This is a genomic window from Labrenzia sp. OB1, assembly GCF_001624695.1.
Lineage (GTDB): Bacteria > Pseudomonadota > Alphaproteobacteria > Rhizobiales > Stappiaceae > Roseibium.
In genome coordinates this window covers 48,368-64,009 of the sequence record NZ_JSEP01000020.1, presented here as the reverse complement: position 1 = coordinate 64,009, position 15,642 = coordinate 48,368, and the positions used below count along the sequence as shown (strand labels likewise).

The 15,642-nt window shown below is 60.0% G+C and carries 13 protein-coding genes; 3 read left to right on the top strand and 10 right to left on the bottom strand.

Annotated features, from left to right (window positions below):
* Positions 1-105: 105 nt before the first annotated feature.
* The 7 genes from nirD to OA90_RS21820 all read right to left on the bottom strand — a co-directional run bounded on the left by nirD (position 106) and on the right by OA90_RS21820 (position 9,375).
* A complete protein-coding gene (nirD, locus tag OA90_RS21850; protein WP_068417514.1) occupies positions 106-447 on the bottom strand; it encodes a nitrite reductase small subunit NirD in 342 nt (113 codons plus the stop codon).
* Positions 444-2,897, bottom strand: a complete 2,454-nt coding sequence (gene nirB, locus OA90_RS21845; RefSeq protein ID WP_068417511.1) for a nitrite reductase large subunit NirB — start codon at positions 2,895-2,897, stop codon at positions 444-446. Before nirB ends, nirD begins: the two co-directional genes overlap by 4 nt.
* A gap of 17 nt (positions 2,898-2,914) precedes the next feature.
* Positions 2,915-4,675, bottom strand: coding sequence for a nitrate ABC transporter ATP-binding protein (locus tag OA90_RS21840; RefSeq protein ID WP_068417508.1), 1,761 nt, complete (start codon positions 4,673-4,675; stop codon positions 2,915-2,917).
* 10 nt (positions 4,676-4,685) lie between these two features.
* Positions 4,686-5,768 (bottom strand): ABC transporter permease, encoded by a 1,083-nt coding sequence (locus OA90_RS21835; RefSeq protein WP_068417505.1) that lies wholly within the window; start codon positions 5,766-5,768, stop codon positions 4,686-4,688.
* Between the two features lie 85 nt (positions 5,769-5,853).
* Complete coding sequence (locus OA90_RS21830) at positions 5,854-7,254, bottom strand: CmpA/NrtA family ABC transporter substrate-binding protein (protein WP_068417607.1); 1,401 nt, start codon at positions 7,252-7,254, stop codon at positions 5,854-5,856.
* Between the two features lie 364 nt (positions 7,255-7,618).
* The gene (locus tag OA90_RS21825) at positions 7,619-8,728 is read right to left on the bottom strand and encodes a CmpA/NrtA family ABC transporter substrate-binding protein (RefSeq protein WP_068417503.1); all 1,110 of its coding nucleotides are present in this window, start codon (positions 8,726-8,728) and stop codon (positions 7,619-7,621) included.
* A gap of 59 nt (positions 8,729-8,787) precedes the next feature.
* Positions 8,788-9,375, bottom strand: coding sequence for an ANTAR domain-containing protein (locus tag OA90_RS21820; RefSeq protein WP_068417501.1), 588 nt, complete (start codon positions 9,373-9,375; stop codon positions 8,788-8,790).
* A gap of 199 nt (positions 9,376-9,574) precedes the next feature.
* On the opposite strand from OA90_RS21820, the gene OA90_RS21815 reads away from it, so the two are divergent.
* The 3 genes from OA90_RS21815 to OA90_RS21805 all read left to right on the top strand — a co-directional run bounded on the left by OA90_RS21815 (position 9,575) and on the right by OA90_RS21805 (position 12,050).
* A complete protein-coding gene (locus tag OA90_RS21815) occupies positions 9,575-10,426 on the top strand; it encodes a trypsin-like serine protease (RefSeq protein ID WP_068417495.1) in 852 nt (283 codons plus the stop codon).
* A 148-nt stretch (positions 10,427-10,574) separates the two neighbouring features.
* The gene (locus tag OA90_RS21810) at positions 10,575-11,387 is read left to right on the top strand and encodes an NAD kinase (protein WP_199823806.1); all 813 of its coding nucleotides are present in this window, start codon (positions 10,575-10,577) and stop codon (positions 11,385-11,387) included.
* Between the two features lie 144 nt (positions 11,388-11,531).
* Positions 11,532-12,050: an Hpt domain-containing protein gene (locus OA90_RS21805; protein WP_068417492.1), complete on the top strand. Its 519-nt coding sequence runs from the start codon at positions 11,532-11,534 to the stop codon at positions 12,048-12,050.
* 50 nt (positions 12,051-12,100) lie between these two features.
* On the opposite strand, the gene OA90_RS21800 is transcribed toward OA90_RS21805, so the two are convergent.
* From OA90_RS21800 to OA90_RS21790, 3 genes are all read right to left on the bottom strand, one after another.
* Positions 12,101-13,255 (bottom strand): DUF2336 domain-containing protein, encoded by a 1,155-nt coding sequence (locus OA90_RS21800; RefSeq protein ID WP_068417489.1) that lies wholly within the window; start codon positions 13,253-13,255, stop codon positions 12,101-12,103.
* Positions 13,256-13,355: 100 nt separating this feature from the next.
* On the bottom strand, positions 13,356-14,666 hold the full coding sequence (locus OA90_RS21795; protein ID WP_156510595.1) for a transglycosylase SLT domain-containing protein: 1,311 nt from the start codon (positions 14,664-14,666) through the stop codon (positions 13,356-13,358).
* Between the two features lie 372 nt (positions 14,667-15,038).
* On the bottom strand, positions 15,039-15,641 hold the full coding sequence (locus tag OA90_RS21790; RefSeq protein WP_068417486.1) for a flavin reductase family protein: 603 nt from the start codon (positions 15,639-15,641) through the stop codon (positions 15,039-15,041).
* Position 15,642 lies beyond the last annotated feature (1 nt).

The following is a 15,642-nucleotide window of genomic DNA, read 5'->3' as shown; positions in this document are numbered from 1 at the left end:
CGGCCTGTTCCCAGATCCTGGATTCTCCCGCGTCGATCGTCTTGTGAGCAAATTCCCTGGGATTTACACAGGACATGGTCGTTCCTTTCCCGGTTGGCCGTCCGGTCAGACAGCTTCGTGCGAATGGGAAAGATCGATATAGATCCGGCTGTCCTCCAGCCGGACCGGGAAGGCCAGAGTCCGTCCTTCGTCAGCACCCTGCGCGGCCCCCGTTTCCAGGGAAATCACCCAGTTGTGCAGCGGGCAAGTCACACAGCCGTCATGCACGATCCCCTGACTGAGCGGCCCGTTGTTGTGCGGGCACTTGTCTTCCAGAGCGAAAACATCGTCCTTGGCGGTTCGGAACACCGCGACGGTCATCCCCCTGGCCTTCACACAGCGCGCGCCCTGCCGGGGAATGTCTTCCAGGGACCCGACCTGAATCCAGTTGCGAATTTCGGCGTTCATTCTGCAGCCTCCTGGGAAAGTACGGCCATCGGATTGAACTCATGCTTGTCCTTGCCGGAAACCCGCTCCGACCACGGGTCAATCTGGGCAAATTTCTGGGAGTGGACGAACCGGTCGAAATAGGCCGTGCGCTTGCCCGCATCGTCCATGATCTGGCGGCGGATCTCGTCGTAGCCGATGCGTTTGGCCCACTTGTAGATCCGTTCAAGGTAATGACCCTGTTCGCGGTACATCTGGGCAAGAGCCACGACGTGCTCCAGCGCCTCTTCCTCGGTCTTTACCTGGCCCAGCACTTCCGTGCCCTTGATGTCGAGACCGGCGGCACCGGCGAAGTGGATCTCGAAACCGCTGTCGACACAGATGATGCCGATATCCTTGCAGGTCGCTTCCGCGCAGTTGCGCGGACAGCCGGAGACCGCCAGTTTGAGTTTGGCCGGCGTCCAGGAGCCCCACATGAACTTTTCGATCTTGATACCGAGACCGGTGGAATCCTGGGTGCCGAAGCGGCACCAGTCTGTCCCGACACAGGTTTTGACCGTTCTGAGGCCCTTGGCATAAGCCTGACCGGAGACGAAACCGGCCTTGCCGAGATCCGCCCAGACAGCAGGGAGATCCTCTTTCTTGATCCCCAGCATGTCGATCCGCTGGCCACCCGTGCATTTGACCGCCGGTATGTTGAACTTGTCGACGACGTCGGCGATGGCCCTGAGTTCCTTGGAGGACGTCATGCCGCCCCACATGCGCGGAACAACGGAATAGGTGCCGTCCTTCTGGATGTTGGCGTGCACGCGTTCGTTGATGAAGCGGGACTGATAGTCATCCGCGTATTCGTCCGGCCAGTCGGAAACGAGATAATAATTGAGCGCCGGCCGGCACTTGGCGCAGCCACCCGACGAGGTCCATTCCAGTTCCTGCATGACGGCGGGAATGGTCTTCAGCTCATTGGATTTGATCAGCCGGCGGACGTCGTTATGGCCCAGATGCGTGCAGCCGCACATCGGCGTGACAGCCGCGGGATTATAAGCTTCGCCGAGCGTGACCTGCAGAAGCTGCTCGACAAGCCCCGTGCAGGTGCCGCAGGAGGCGGACGCCTTGGTGTGCGCCCTGACACCATCAAGGTTGGTCAGGCCCTTTTCCGCGATGGCGGAAACGATCTGTCCCTTGCATATGCCGTTGCAGCCGCAGATTTCCGCATCATCCGGCAAGGCTGCAACGGCCACCGTAGGGTCCAGGGGGGCGCCCCCCTGATACGCCTGTCCGAAGATAAGCGTCTCCCGCATTTCGGAGACATCCGTCTTTTTCTTGATCAGGTCGAAGAACCATGGACCGTCGGACGTTTCACCGTAAAGCACGGCACCGACGATCACGTTGTCCCTGAGAACAAGCCGCTTGTAGACACCCGCCGAGGCATCCCTGAGGACGATCTCCTCCCGGTCCTTTCCTTCAACGAAATCGCCCGCCGAATAGAGATCTACGCCGGTAACCTTGAGTTTGGTCGCAGTGGCGGACCCGGTATATTCCGCGCTCCCCTCAAGCAGGTTCTCCGCGATGACGCCCGCCATTTCGTAGAGCGGCGCGACCAGCCCGTAGCACATGCTCCGGTGCTCGACGCATTCGCCCAGCGCGAAGATGTCCTCGTCGCTGGTGCGCATGTCGTCGCCGACAAGAACGCCGCGATTGACGTTTAGGCCAACCGTCCTGGCAAGCTCCGCGGACGGCCGGATACCGACCGCCATTACAACGATGCTCGCATCGATCTGGGAACCGTCGTCCAGGCGGATGGCCTTTACCCTGCCCGCTTCATCACCGACGATCTCATGGCTGTTGGCCTTGGTTCGCACGTCGATGCCGCGCCGCTTGAACTCTTCCTCCAGCAGGAAGCCGGCAGCCGGATCGAGCTGGCGTTCCATAAGCGTCGGCATCAGGTGCAGGACGGTCACGTCCATGCCCTGCATCTTCAGGCCTGCCGCCGCTTCCAGTCCAAGCAGGCCACCGCCGATAACGACTGCGCGTCCGCCGCGCCTGGCGGCCTCCAGCATCCTTTCGACGTCATCGAGATCCCGGTAGGTCAGAACCCCGTCGAGATCCTTGCCCGGCAACGGGATGATGAAAGGATCGGACCCGGTGGCGATCACCAGCTTGTCGTAGGTGGCGGTCACGCCATTCTCGGAGATAACGGTTTTCGCCGTCCGGTCGATGTCGCGTACACGGGCCGATTTGTGCAGCGTTACACCGTGTTCGCCGTACCAGTCATCGCCGTGGGTGATGATGTCCTCATAGGTCTTTTCACCCGAGAGAACCGGAGACAGCATCAGGCGGTTGTAGTTGACCCGCGGCTCTGCATTGAAAATGGTGACCTCAAAGGCGTCCGGGTTCCTGTCGAACAGATATTCGAGCATCCGCCCGGGGGCCATGCCGTTGCCGACGATGACGAGTTTCTGTTTGCTCATTGTCTCGCTCCTCGACTTCATTCGGCAGCCTCGACCGCGGCCTTCTGCCGGGCCATGCGCGCAGCGCGTTTTTCCTGAATGGATTTGAGCTGGTCCTCGCTCGGATCGGCGCCGCCCTCATAGGCCTCCAGAAAATCCAGGAGCTCTTCGCGGTAGGCGTAGTAATCCGGGTGGGCGAGAAGTTCCCTGCGCGAGCGAGGACGCGGCAGGTCCACTTCCATGATGTTGCCAATCCGTGCGTTCGGGCCGTTGGACATCATCACCACGCGGTCGGCGAGCAGGATGGCTTCATCGACATCATGGGTGACGCAGACCGCTGTCACCCGGGTGCGTTTCCACACATCCATCAGGACGTCCTGCAATTCCCAGCGCGTCAGGCTGTCCAGCATGCCGAAAGGCTCGTCGAGCAGCAGCAGTTTCGGCGACAGGGCAAAGGCCCGGGCGATGCCGACACGCTGTTTCATGCCGTTAGACAGGTCGACGGCTGCCTTTTGCATGGCATCGGCAAGGCCTACCTTGGAAAGATAGTATTCGATGACATCCCGCTTTTCGGCCTTGTTCGCGTCCGGATAGACCTTGTCGACTCCGAGCTCCACGTTCTCATAGGCCGTCAGCCACGGCATCAGGCTGGGCGCCTGAAACACCACGGCCCGGTCGGGGCCCGCCTCTGTGACATGGGTGCCGTCCAGGACAATCGCCCCGTCGGTGATCGGATTGAGGCCGGCCACCATGGACAGAACCGTGGATTTGCCGCAGCCCGAGTGTCCGATCAGGGTGATGAACTCCCCCTTCTTCATTTTCAGATCAAACCCGTCGACGACCGTCAGCGGTCCCTTGGGCGTCGGGTAGACCTTCTTGAGACGGGAAAATTCCAGATACCGATCCTGTTTGGCCGTTTCGGCCGCACGTTCATAGGCGTCAGGCAATTTGTCGCCACCCTTCGGCCGCCGGGTGATCGGAACGATATTCGGCAGGACGATGTCTCGCTCCGTATCCGCACCGCGCAGCGCGCCGGCTTCCATCAGATACGCGGTCACATCGGCGCGAAGGCGGATAAAATCTTCGTCGTGATTGAGTTCTCCCCTGTCCCGGGGACGCTTGAACGGCACCTTGAATTCCGGACCGAGCGTTGCGCTCGTTCCAGGCTTCAGCGGAACAATTCTGTCGGCCAGCAGAATGGCCTCGTCAACATCGTTGGTGATGAGGACGATGGTCTTTTTCTCCTGCTCGCAGATCGCCGCGAACTCGTCCTGCAGCTTGGCGCGCGTCAGCGCGTCGAGCGCCGACAGCGGTTCATCGAGCAGCAGAAGCTCCGGCTGCATCGCCAATGCGCGGGCGACGGCCACTCTCTGGCGCATGCCGCCGGAAAGCTCAGCCGGCTTGCGGTCCCTGGCGTGCGCCAGACCGACCATCTCGATGTACTTGTCGCAGATGGCTTTGCGCTCGGTGGAACTTTTCTTCCTGAAGACGCTGTCGACGGCCAACGCCACATTGCCCGCGACCGACAGCCACGGCATGAGTGAATAGGACTGGAAAACCACGCCCCGGTCAGGACTCGGACCGTCGATTTCCCTTCCCTTGAAGATGATGCCGCCGGTGTCCGGTTCGATGAGGCCGGCAAGCAGGGAGATAAGTGTCGTCTTGCCGGTGCCGGAAAACCCGACAATGGCAATGAATTCCCCCTCCTCCACCTTCAGGTTGATGTCTTCCAGAACATCCGTCCGGTTGGCGCCCTCGCCATAGGATTTGGAGATGCCGGAGATTTCCAGAAACGCCATATCGGTCTCCTTACCGGTTCGCCGAGAAGGTGAAGGCGCGCTGCAGGGCGAACATCAGCCTGTCGAGCGCAAACCCGATAACGCCGATGGTCAGCACAGCGACCATGATCTTTGCGAGCGACTGCGAAGAGCCGTTCTGGAATTCGTCCCAGACGAATTTTCCCAGCCCAGGGTTCTGCGCCAGCATTTCCGCGGCGATCAGCACCATCCAGCCCACACCCAGAGACAGGCGCAGACCGGTGAAGATCAGCGGCAGGGAGGAAGGCAGCACGAGCTTGGTGATGGTCTTCCATGTCGGCAATTGCAGGACACGGCCGACATTCATCAGGTCCTTGTCGACGGAGGCGACGCCCAGCGCCGTGTTGATCAGGGTCGGCCACATGGAGCACAGCGTCACCGTAACGGCGGAAATCAGCAGGGATTTCGACAGCCAGTCGAAGGGATCCGCATAGGTCGCGGAAATGATCATCGTGACGATCGGCAGCCATGCGAGTGGCGAGACCGGCTTGAAAATCTGGATAAGCGGATTGATCGCCCCGTTGAACGACCGCGACAGACCGGATGCGATCCCGAGCGGAACGGCGATGATCGTCGCGATCAGGAAGCCGAGCCCCACGGTTTTCAGGGATGTGCCGATCTGGTCGATGTAGGTCGGTTTACCGGTATAGTCGCGCCACTTGACCTTGTCGGACTTGCCCTCGGCCACCAGCTTGGCGTTGCGCTGTTCCTGGCGTTCGAAAAAGGCATCCGCCTTGTCGCGCTCGCGCACATGATCGTCCCAGAGATTGACGGCCTGATCCCAGACCTGTGCCGGACCGGGAACGGCACCGAGAGACGTCTGCACCTGCGGCGCCAGAACGCCCCACAGGACCAGAAAGGCGGCGATACCCAGAAGCGGGATCACAAGCACCCGCTTGAGTTCACCCATCTGTTCCTTGCGGCTGTCGCCGGCGGCGATCTTCAGGAGCGGCACGGTCCACGACAGACCAAGCGCGTCCAGCCAGCCGGCAGCCTTGTTGATCCGCGTGAAAAGCTTTTCCCGGCGTGCGGCGCGGGCAAGATCCTGACCGCCTGCGGTGTCGGCATTGGCCATAATGAAGGTCCTCGTCTCAAATTTCTGATGCTCAATGGAAAAGCAAGGAGCGGCGGGCTGTAGCCCGCCACCCCTCTTCCCTCCCTTATCCGCCGACGACGTCGCTGCCGGTCACGACCTGTTTGCCCTTGAGGCCGATCGGCAGGCTGTCGATATAGGCATTCGGCTGTTTGCCGTCGTAGGCGATGCCGTCGATGATATCCCCGGCCGGAGTGGGCACCCGGTAGCCGTCGGTGTCCCAGGGAAAGTCTTCCCTTGCGACATGGCCGTCCTCGACCAGCATTTCGGCGGCCTGGAGATAGATATCCGGGCGGTAGACCGACTTCGCCACCTCGTCGTACCAGCTGTCGGGCTTGTATTCGCCGATCTGGCCCCAGCGGCGCATCTGGGTCAGATACCAGACCGCATCCGAGTAGTAGGGATAGGTCGCAAAGTAGCGATAGAAGACGTTGAAGTCGGGAACGTCGCGCTTGTCGCCCTTCTCGTATTCGAAGGTGCCGGTCATGGAGTTGGCGATAACTTCCGCGTCCGCACCCACATATTCGGACCGGGAGAGGATCTCGACAGCTTCCATACGGTTTGCGTTGTCGTTTTCATCAAGCCACTTGGCCGCGCGGATCAGCGCCTTGGTGACGGCGAGCGTGGTGTTCGGATATTCCTCCGTGAACTCCTGCGTCATTCCGAAGACCTTCTCCGGGTTGTTCTTCCAGATCTCGTAGTCGGTGATCACCGGAACGCCGATGCCCTTGAACACCGCCTGCTGGTTCCACGGTTCGCCGACACAGTAGCCGTGGATGGTGCCGGCCTCGAGCGTCGAGGGCATCTGTGGCGGCGGGGTGACCGACAAAAGCGCATCCGCCTGGATCTGGCCGGAAATATCCGTGTCTGAATAGAAGCCTGGATGAATGTTGCCGGAGGCGAGCCAGTAACGCAGCTCGTAGTTATGGGTGGAGACCGGGAACACCATGCCCATGTTGAACGGCTTGCCGTCGGCCTTGAACTTGTCGACAACCGGCTTCAGAGCCGTCGCCTTGATCGGATGCACCGGCTTTCCGTCGTCCTGCATCTCCAGATGCGGCTTCATCATCTCCCAGATTTCGTTGGAAACGGTGATACCGTTGCCGTTGAGATCCATGGAAAACGGCGTGACGATATGCGCCTTGGTTCCGAAACCGATGGTCGCCGCCAATGGCTGGCCGGCCAGCATGTGCGCCCCGTCCAGTTCGCCGGTGATCACCCGGTCGAGCAGAACCTTCCAGTTGGCTTGCGGCTCGAGGGTGACAAAAAGCCCCTCGTCCTCGAAATATCCAAGTTCATAGGCAACCGCGAGCGGCGCCATGTCGGTCAGCTTGATGAAACCGAAGGTCAGCTCATCCTTTTCGACATCCAGCATCTCGGCAAAGGCACCGGAAGCGGGCACCAGCACCGTGGCCGCCATCAGGGCCCCGAGAGCAACCCGGCGGGTGATCTTAGTTGTCGTTGACATCGTTTCGTCCTCTTCCCTCATCTGCCCTGCGCCGGCCCGACCGGGCCCAGCGCAAATAAAAAAACCGCCGTCTGACCAGCATGAATGGAAGGAAATCATGCAGATCAGAGCGGCGGCTTTGCCTGAGCACCCAGCACCGGGCGCGTTATAAGATGGGCCATCGTCGGCCACGTTTCATTCAAAGCATGAAGCATGCCAATTAAATGATTTTTGATCTTTCTGATGATTTACAATGAGTTACGCATTAGGCCCCTGCCAGCCGGCTTGCACTGCCTGCATGAATTAACAGCTGCACCAGCAGGCAGTTGATCTTTTTTTGTGCACCGCAGCGCATCTGACCGGAAGTGTCGCGCTTCAATCGCGGCTAGAATTCCCGGCCGTCGAACATGCGAATTGGCGTATCCCTGGGCACGTTTTCCAGCCCCAGGGCCGACAGATAGATGTCGGGAGAAAAAATTCCGGCCACCGCCGCGGAGGCCTCTTCCGATCGCTCCGCCTGGCCCCAGCGCACCATCTGCTCGTGGAACCACTTGCCGTGCGCCGGCATCGGCGCCATCTTCGCGCCCCCCGAAAATGTCAGAAAGTCAGGTACCTGCTTCATCGTGTTCCGGCCAAGGCGCATGCTGCCCTCAAGCGCCGGAAGGCAAACCTCCGCCGGACAACCGAGCATGTCTGCGCTCGAGAGCAGTCCGGCGAGCTTTTCCACGTTTTCCGTAGATGCGCACCAGTCGGCAGCCCCGGACAAGGCGCGCAGAAGGGCTGCCAACGTCAGGGGATTTGCCTCCGCCCATTTCCGGGTGACACCGAGGACCTTTTCCGGACTGTCGGGCCAGATGGCCTGCTTGTAGGTCACGATCCGCCCTGTCCCGGCGGCCACCGCCGCCGTGTTCCACGGCTCTCCGACACAATAGCCGTCAAGCTGGCCGGTCGCGAGCGCATCCGCCATGATCTGCGGCGCAAGTACGGTGATTTCCACATCGGTGTCGGGATCCAGACCAGCGGCAGCGATCCAGTAGCGCAACTCGTAGGCATGCCCGGAAAAAGGATGGACCACGCCGAAATGCAGCAGCGGTGCCGATTTTGCGCGCCGGCTCGCGATGACTGCCGCCAGCGCCTTGCCGGTCGAGCCAGGATCGCCCCCGGTATCGGCGCCCGCGGCCGCCATGTCTTCCCAAAGGCTGGTCGACACCGTTATGGCATTCCCCCCCAGACCGAGCAGCATGGGCGCCAGCATCGGCACGGCCAGACTGGTCAGGTTCAGGCTCGCGGCGATTGGCATCGGCGCCAGCATATGGGCGACATCGAAATGACCGACGGCGATCCGGTCCCGGATATTCGCCCAGGAGGTTTCCCGGACGAGCTTCAGCGCGATACCTTCCTGCTCCGCGAATCCCATTTCCGCCGCGGCCACAAGAACCGCGCTGTCCAGCAGAGGAATAAAACCGGCAATGACGGGTGTTAAACTCTTTTCCATAATCCTCCGGTCTCCCGATCGGCCGTTCCGTCCCGACGGTTTCTTTCGATGAGCATGGTTCAGTCCTCCAGCAATCCGCTGGCGATAACCAGGCTTCGGGCCACTTCTATGATCTTGCGGCTCTGGTTCATGGCCGACCGGCGCAGAAGGTCGTAGGCCTCCTGCTCCGAAAGACCTTTTGATTTCATCAGGATGCCCTTGGCCCTATCGATGGTTTTACGGTCGGCGAGTTCGCTGCGGGCTTCCTCAAGCTCTTCGTTCAGTTTGGAAAAGGCCCGGAACCGGCTGATGGCCATGTCGAGGATCGGTTTGACCCGCTCACGCTTCAGCCCGTCGACGACATAGGCGGAAACGCCGGCATCGACGGCCGCCTCGATCGAGTGGCTGTCCGACTTGTCTACGAACATCGCGATCGGCCGCCGAACCGCTCGGGACACCTGGAACATGTGCTCGAGCTGGTCCCGATTGGGGTTTTCCAGATCGATAACGATCACATCCGGATTGATTTCCGCGATTTGCCGTACCAGCCCGTCCATCTGGTGCACGAGAATAACCCTGTCGTGCCCGGCATCGCGCAATCCCTGCTCGATGATGGACGCCCGGATCTTGTTGTCGTCGATGACCAGAATGGAAAGTCCGCGGATCATGCCGCCATTATGCGCAGGGCTACTTTTTATGCAACTATCATGCTGCAGCGCAGCAGAAGTTTTTCGCCAAATTGTATTCCAACCCGAAATTTATGCCGGTTTCCTGCTTGCCTCCCCCCAATAACCGTTCACAGGGCATTGTGACCTGCCGCCCTTTCCACGGGGATGAAATCGCTTTCCGGCGCCGCAGGACCGGCTCATGGGCAAGACAGATGAAACGCCTGCGGCAATGGGCTACAAGCAACGCATGGAGCCCTTACGACAGCTTACCATCCGGCGCCGGACCACTGCGCTGCTGGCGGCATGTTTCGCGATCTTGTGCGCTTTGCCCGCCGTTGCCGCCAAGCTTCAGGTGATCGACAGCACCGAAGCCCCGTGGCCATCCATAGGCCGGGTGAATGTCGCCGGTTATCGCACAACCTCCATGTGTACCGGAACGCTGATAGCTCCCGACATCGTGCTGACGGCCGCGCACTGTTTCTATGACAGGCACTCTCTGAAACCCGTCCCCATTGACGACCTGCTTTTCATTGCCGGCGTCAGGAGAAGTGACCATGCGGCCAGGCTGGAAGCTGCCTGTTTCAGAACCGCGGAAGGGTTCACACCGTCGAAAGACGTCAAACTGGCCGATATCCGCAACGATGTCGGCATCATCATCCTGAAGGAGGCCAGCTCCCTGGACCCCATCCCGCCCCTGTCCCCGCAACAGGCTGCCCGGCTCACAAAAGACACCCGCTTTCGCTCTGTCGGATACAGGAAAAGCCGCCGCTATCTGCCGACCGTCGTACCGGCCTGCAGGATACTGGGCCAGGCGAAAGAGAGCTGGGTCACCGATTGTTCCTCCGAAAGCGGCGCCTCCGGCGGCCCCCTGCTCGTCGAAACACCTGACGGCCCGCGCGTGGCCGGCGTGATGTCTGCAAGGCTCGACGAGGACCGGTCTGCCATCGTACCGTTTTTCAACTGGCAGACCTTGCTGAAAAACGCTTCCTGCGAACAAACTCGCGAACCACAGGGCACCATACGGGCCCGGCCTGCTGACGCGGGCAACTGATCCGCAACGGCCTTTCGGCGAAAGTGTGATTTTTCGCTGCCCCTTGGCACATGGCCCCGCTATGGTGCTATCGGTCGGCAACACGAGTTCCCGGACGGCGATGATTTCGCCAGACACCAGATCGACAGATACAAAGATACATTGGACGATGAACCTATCCGCTCCACCGTTTCAACCAGACCCGATCCGGACGGTCCCGCTGAACAAGCTGGCCTTCGTCGCGAGTGACACGCAGGAAGCAAGCGCGGCACTTGAAAACCTGTCCAAGCGCTATGGAAATCATTCTGTCGAAGATGCGGATGCGATTGTCGCCCTGGGAGGCGACGGGCTGATGCTGCAGACGCTCCATGCCCATATGAGCAAAGGCAAACCGATCTACGGCATGAACCGCGGTTCGGTCGGCTTCCTTATGAACGAATATCGGGAAGATGATCTGACCGAGAGGCTTGCCAAAGCGGATATCACCACGATCCGCCCACTTGAAATGACGGCAATGGGAGAAGGCGGCGGCACACATAGAGCTGTGGCCATCAATGAAGTCTCCCTGTTGCGGGAAACATCGCAGGCAGCGAGGCTGAGAATTTCGGTCGACGGCCGTGTCAGACTGGAGGAACTGGTCTGTGACGGCTGCATCGTCGCCACGCCGGCCGGAAGCACCGCCTATAACCTGTCCGCTCACGGCCCTATTCTGCCGGTCACGGCCAATCTCCTGGCCCTGACGCCAATCAGTGCCTTCCGTCCGCGGCGCTGGCGCGGCGCTGTGCTGCCGAATCTGGCCAGGGTCGACATCGAAATCCTCGATCCGGCGAAACGGCCCGTCAGCGCCTCTGCCGACCACAGGGAATTTCGGGACGTCATCCATGTGGCGATTGAGGAATCGACCCGGCTTGAAGGGTTGATCATGTTCGATGCCGATCACGGCTGGGACGAGCGCATCCAGACGGAAATGTTCCGCTATTGAGACCGCCCGGACCTTTCGGGACCAAAGACATTGATAAAATGCACAGAGGCAAGACCCTGTTAAGTATGATTGACCATACTTGCGCTCACGGGAGCCGTTCACGCTCACTCCCTTGCATCACCGCAGACGAGGACGAAAACTGACATGGCCGACACTGCCAAGGATCAGAATTATGAAATCCTGTCACCGCCGAACAATTTGCGCAGCAAGGTGCGTGAACTGACACCGCGTGAGGCGAGGAAATTCGATCCGGTGAAGGCTGCCGAGGATGCGATGTACCGTCTTTCCCAGCATTTCGGCACCTGGATGGACAACGAAACCCTCGCCCTGACGGGCGCCTGGGAAGCCGTGCAAGCAGAAGGCATGTCCGAAGAGACGCTGGCGACGCTGTTTCAGGCGGCGCACAACATCAAGGGCCAGGCTCTGACCCTCGGCTTTCCGCTGGTCGGCGAAGCGGCTGCCAGCTTCTGCCATCTGATAGAGACCGTGCCCTCCCCCGCCGCCTTGCCGCTGGATCTGGCCGAACGCTATGTGAAAGCCATCCGGGCGATGGTCAAGGAAGGCGCAAAGGACGACGGCAACACGACAGGCGTCCAGTTGCTGGAAACCCTGAAGACCGTTACCGGCGAGTTTCTGGATCAGTTTCCCGAAGCCCCCGAGTAACCCGCTTCCTGTCTGCAATCTTTAAAAACTGAATTTCTTCCCGGACCCGCTCAGGCCGCCGCTGTCGCCAGCAGTCCGCCGTTCTTGAGCAGCAGGCGCGCTTCCAGCCGGGCGACGTCGATGGCAAACCGCCGGAGAAATGCGGTGACGTCCTCATCGGCTCCGAGCGCCCCGTCCTGCATTTCAGCAAGCAGGGTCTCCGTCAGCATTCTGGCTTCGTCGAGCGCTAGATCGTATGTGAAGTCGGCATCGGCTTGCCGGGCAATGTCGATGGCCAGCAGGAATGCCTGATGCGCCCTGAGCGGCAGACCGGCCTTGCGCAGCATTGCCTGCAGGGCCGAGCGCCGGACCGTTATCAGCAGACTGCACAGGCGCGGCAGCGGCACCTGGCCCAGATTGGCAAGAGCAGCGGCGAAGAACCGCAAGCGGCCACAGCATACCGCGCGCAGCAGCAGACGAGTGGTCAGTTTGCCTCCCAGGCGCAGATGTTCGACGAAATCGGACAGATCCTCAACGCTGGCTTCCAGCGCCAGACGCAGCACCACCTTGTCCTCGGCGTCACTCAGAAATGTTTCTCTTTGATGTTCGGGCACCCGCTCCAGAACGATCGGATGATCGTCCAGGTTCTCGGCAAGCCGCATGAGCAGTTCATAGCGGGTCGGCAGCGGCAGATCCCGTGTCTTCAAGAGTTCATCGCAAATGTCCGGCCGGTGTTCGAACCGCTGCGCCAGACGCAGCAGCGAGGATTGCAGCACCCGCGCGCTGGTATTGCGCAGCAGAATCCGGCAGGCAACTTCACTGCCGACCTCGCAAATCGCAGCACAGATGGGCGCCGGCAGCCCGGTCCGCTCCGCTATGGCGCATTGCACGGCATCGCTGCCTTCGGCAAACAGATCCACCAGCTCCGCGTCTGTCAGGATCGGAGAGGACTTGAGAATGGGAGCCGCGACTTCATCGACATCGCCCGCGAGGCACCGCACCACATGGGCCGGTGCATACGAACTGCTGGCGAGAACCTGCGCAATTGCCTTGCGCACGCCCCGGCTCGGGTCATCCAGAAGAATTGTCAAAGCCGCAACCATGCTGCTCCAGTCCCGGCTACCGGGCTCCGCTGCCAGACAGCGCTCCGCGAATTCCTGCGCGGCCTGGATATCCAGGGAGCACTCGTCGTTGTTATTGAGCTGTAGAATGTCGTGTACGGTCATGGCGGTAAAACAATCTTCCCAAGTGTCGGATGTTATCCTGACATCAAAGGCTTAACGATCGGTTCACCATAATTTTCACAAGGGTGCCGGATCCCGGAGATCAGGCAGGCGGCAGCAGATCCTTTTGTTCCTCTTCCGCCTTCAGGCGCAGGAACCGCGTGAGATCCAGCGGGCCTCCCTGGTTGGCCAATGCAAGTTCCTGGGCCGCCACCTGGTTGGAAGCACCGGTCATCCCGCTGAAGAGTGCCACTTCATCGACAGCCGCGAATGCGGACGCAAACCGGTTATTGACCTCCGCGTTGGTGGAGGCATCGTCATTGCGAAAGAGTGCTTCGAACGGATTGACGGTTTCAGTCGCCTGAAAAGCCGACAGCACGCGTGTCATGGCCGCATCCGCAGCGCCCCCATTGATGGACTCGCCAGCAGGACCCTGAGGCGATGAGCCAACGGGCGTTGCCGCAACCCGTTCTTCCTGAAGGAAAACCGCGCTCGCCGCCGGGCCCGCGGACCGGCCGGAACGGGTGTCGGGAAGGTCAAGACGCGCCCGCGCGAATTCCGGTGAGTTTCCGCCGGCAAGCGCTTGCGCTGCCTCGTTCGCGGCGGCCATTTGCACGGGTGTGGACGGCTTGGAGCGCATGGCGAAAGCAGCAGCCGGATCGCCCGCCAGATGATCGAAGGAACTCGGGTCGAGACCCGGTACGCCGCCGTCCGGTTTGGCGTTCGGCAAGGCAGCCACGCTCGTGAGCGCCCCGGAAGTCCGCAGGTTCTTCTTGCCGCTGACTTCCGCGATCATTGTCACCGCATCATGCTTTGAAACAATGACTTCATAGACCTCCTGCATCGATCGGGCGGTGCCGTTGCGATTGTAGAAGATCGGTTTGTTCGCTCTTGCCTGAGCGGAAAACACACTGTCAGCCCGCATGTCCGGCTTGGCGGCCGTTGTTTCAATCAACTTGCTGGCGCCGTGCGCTCCGAGAAAATGCGCCATATAGAGCTCGCCGTCTGTCGGCTCGCGTCCAATTCTGCGCTCAAGGTAACTGGCGTTTTTCTGTGTCAGCGCCCCCGCCATCATGGACGAGATTTCGGGATCCTTGCGCAGATCGAGAATTTCGCGCCGCATCTGTGGATCATTGACATAAAACTTGCCGTTTTTGCCCTGCGTGATCTGATCGGAGTATTTATCCAGTCCGTGCTTCGGACCGGCCTCTTTCATCGTTTCCAGCCATGTCGATTCAATGAACTGGAACAGCCCGGTCGCGCTTGAGGTTTTCGCCTTGGCCGCAGGATTGAACGAAGATTCCCGTGCAGCGGTTTTCACCAGGTAGTCGAATGACGTTCCTGTTGAACTACTCGCAGACTGAAACGCTAGCTCGATCCGAGACGCGATCGAGGTGGTGTCAGCGATAAGCATGACCCTGTCTCCTCGACGGAACTAAAATTACGACTTTGTTAACCTAACGCTCACTTCACGCCCAAAAGGTTAACAATACCTTAACAACACACAGATGATGGGAGCAGCAACTACAGGCGTTTCTTATTTAATTCTGCCTGCGGAATTCTACGTATGTAAACCGCCGGATTTGTGGACATCTAGAGACCATCCGGACTTTTTCTTGGGAAAAAGACATCCAAAAGAATCTGCCGCGAAACCGAAATACCGCTGGTTCCGGTGAGTCGGCAACCCAAAATGAAAAAGACGCCGTCAGTTGCGGCGTCTTTTCCAGATCTATCTGCGCAGTACTGCGGAATTCCGAAACCGGAAATCGCCGGCAGTTCTCGACTGCTATGATTTGGGCCGGCCCATCTGGAAGACCTCGGAAATGACGGCGTAGTCCATATATCCAAGGCGCGACAGCGGCTTGTAGCGGGTGACATCAACCCGGCCGTCGACGATGACACTGTCGTCGATGTGAACGCCGACCACCTGCCCCATGACCATGTAGCTGCCGGTTTCCGCACCGTCGAGGCCCTTAAGATGCATTGTCTGCAGATGCTTGCACTCAAGCGCAGTCACCGCTTTTGCCACCCGCGGGGCATTGACCATTCTGGAGGGCGCCATCTCAAGACCGGACAGGTCGAACTCCGATGTTTCATGAGGCACGGCGGCGGAGGACACGTTCATCTCGTCCTTCAGGTCCCAGCTCGCCATGTTGCAGACGAATTCACCGGTCGCATCCACATTCGCGACGCTGTCCTTGTAGCCAGTGGAGGAAAACAGCACGATCGGTGGCCGGTCGCTGACACAATTGAAAAAGCTATATGGCGCGAGATTGGACCGCCCTTCCTTGTCCAGCGTGGAAATCCAGCCGATCGGGCGCGGAGCGACAATCGCCTTGAACGGATTGTGAGGAAGGCCGTGATCGTTCTTTTCCGTTTCGTAAAACATA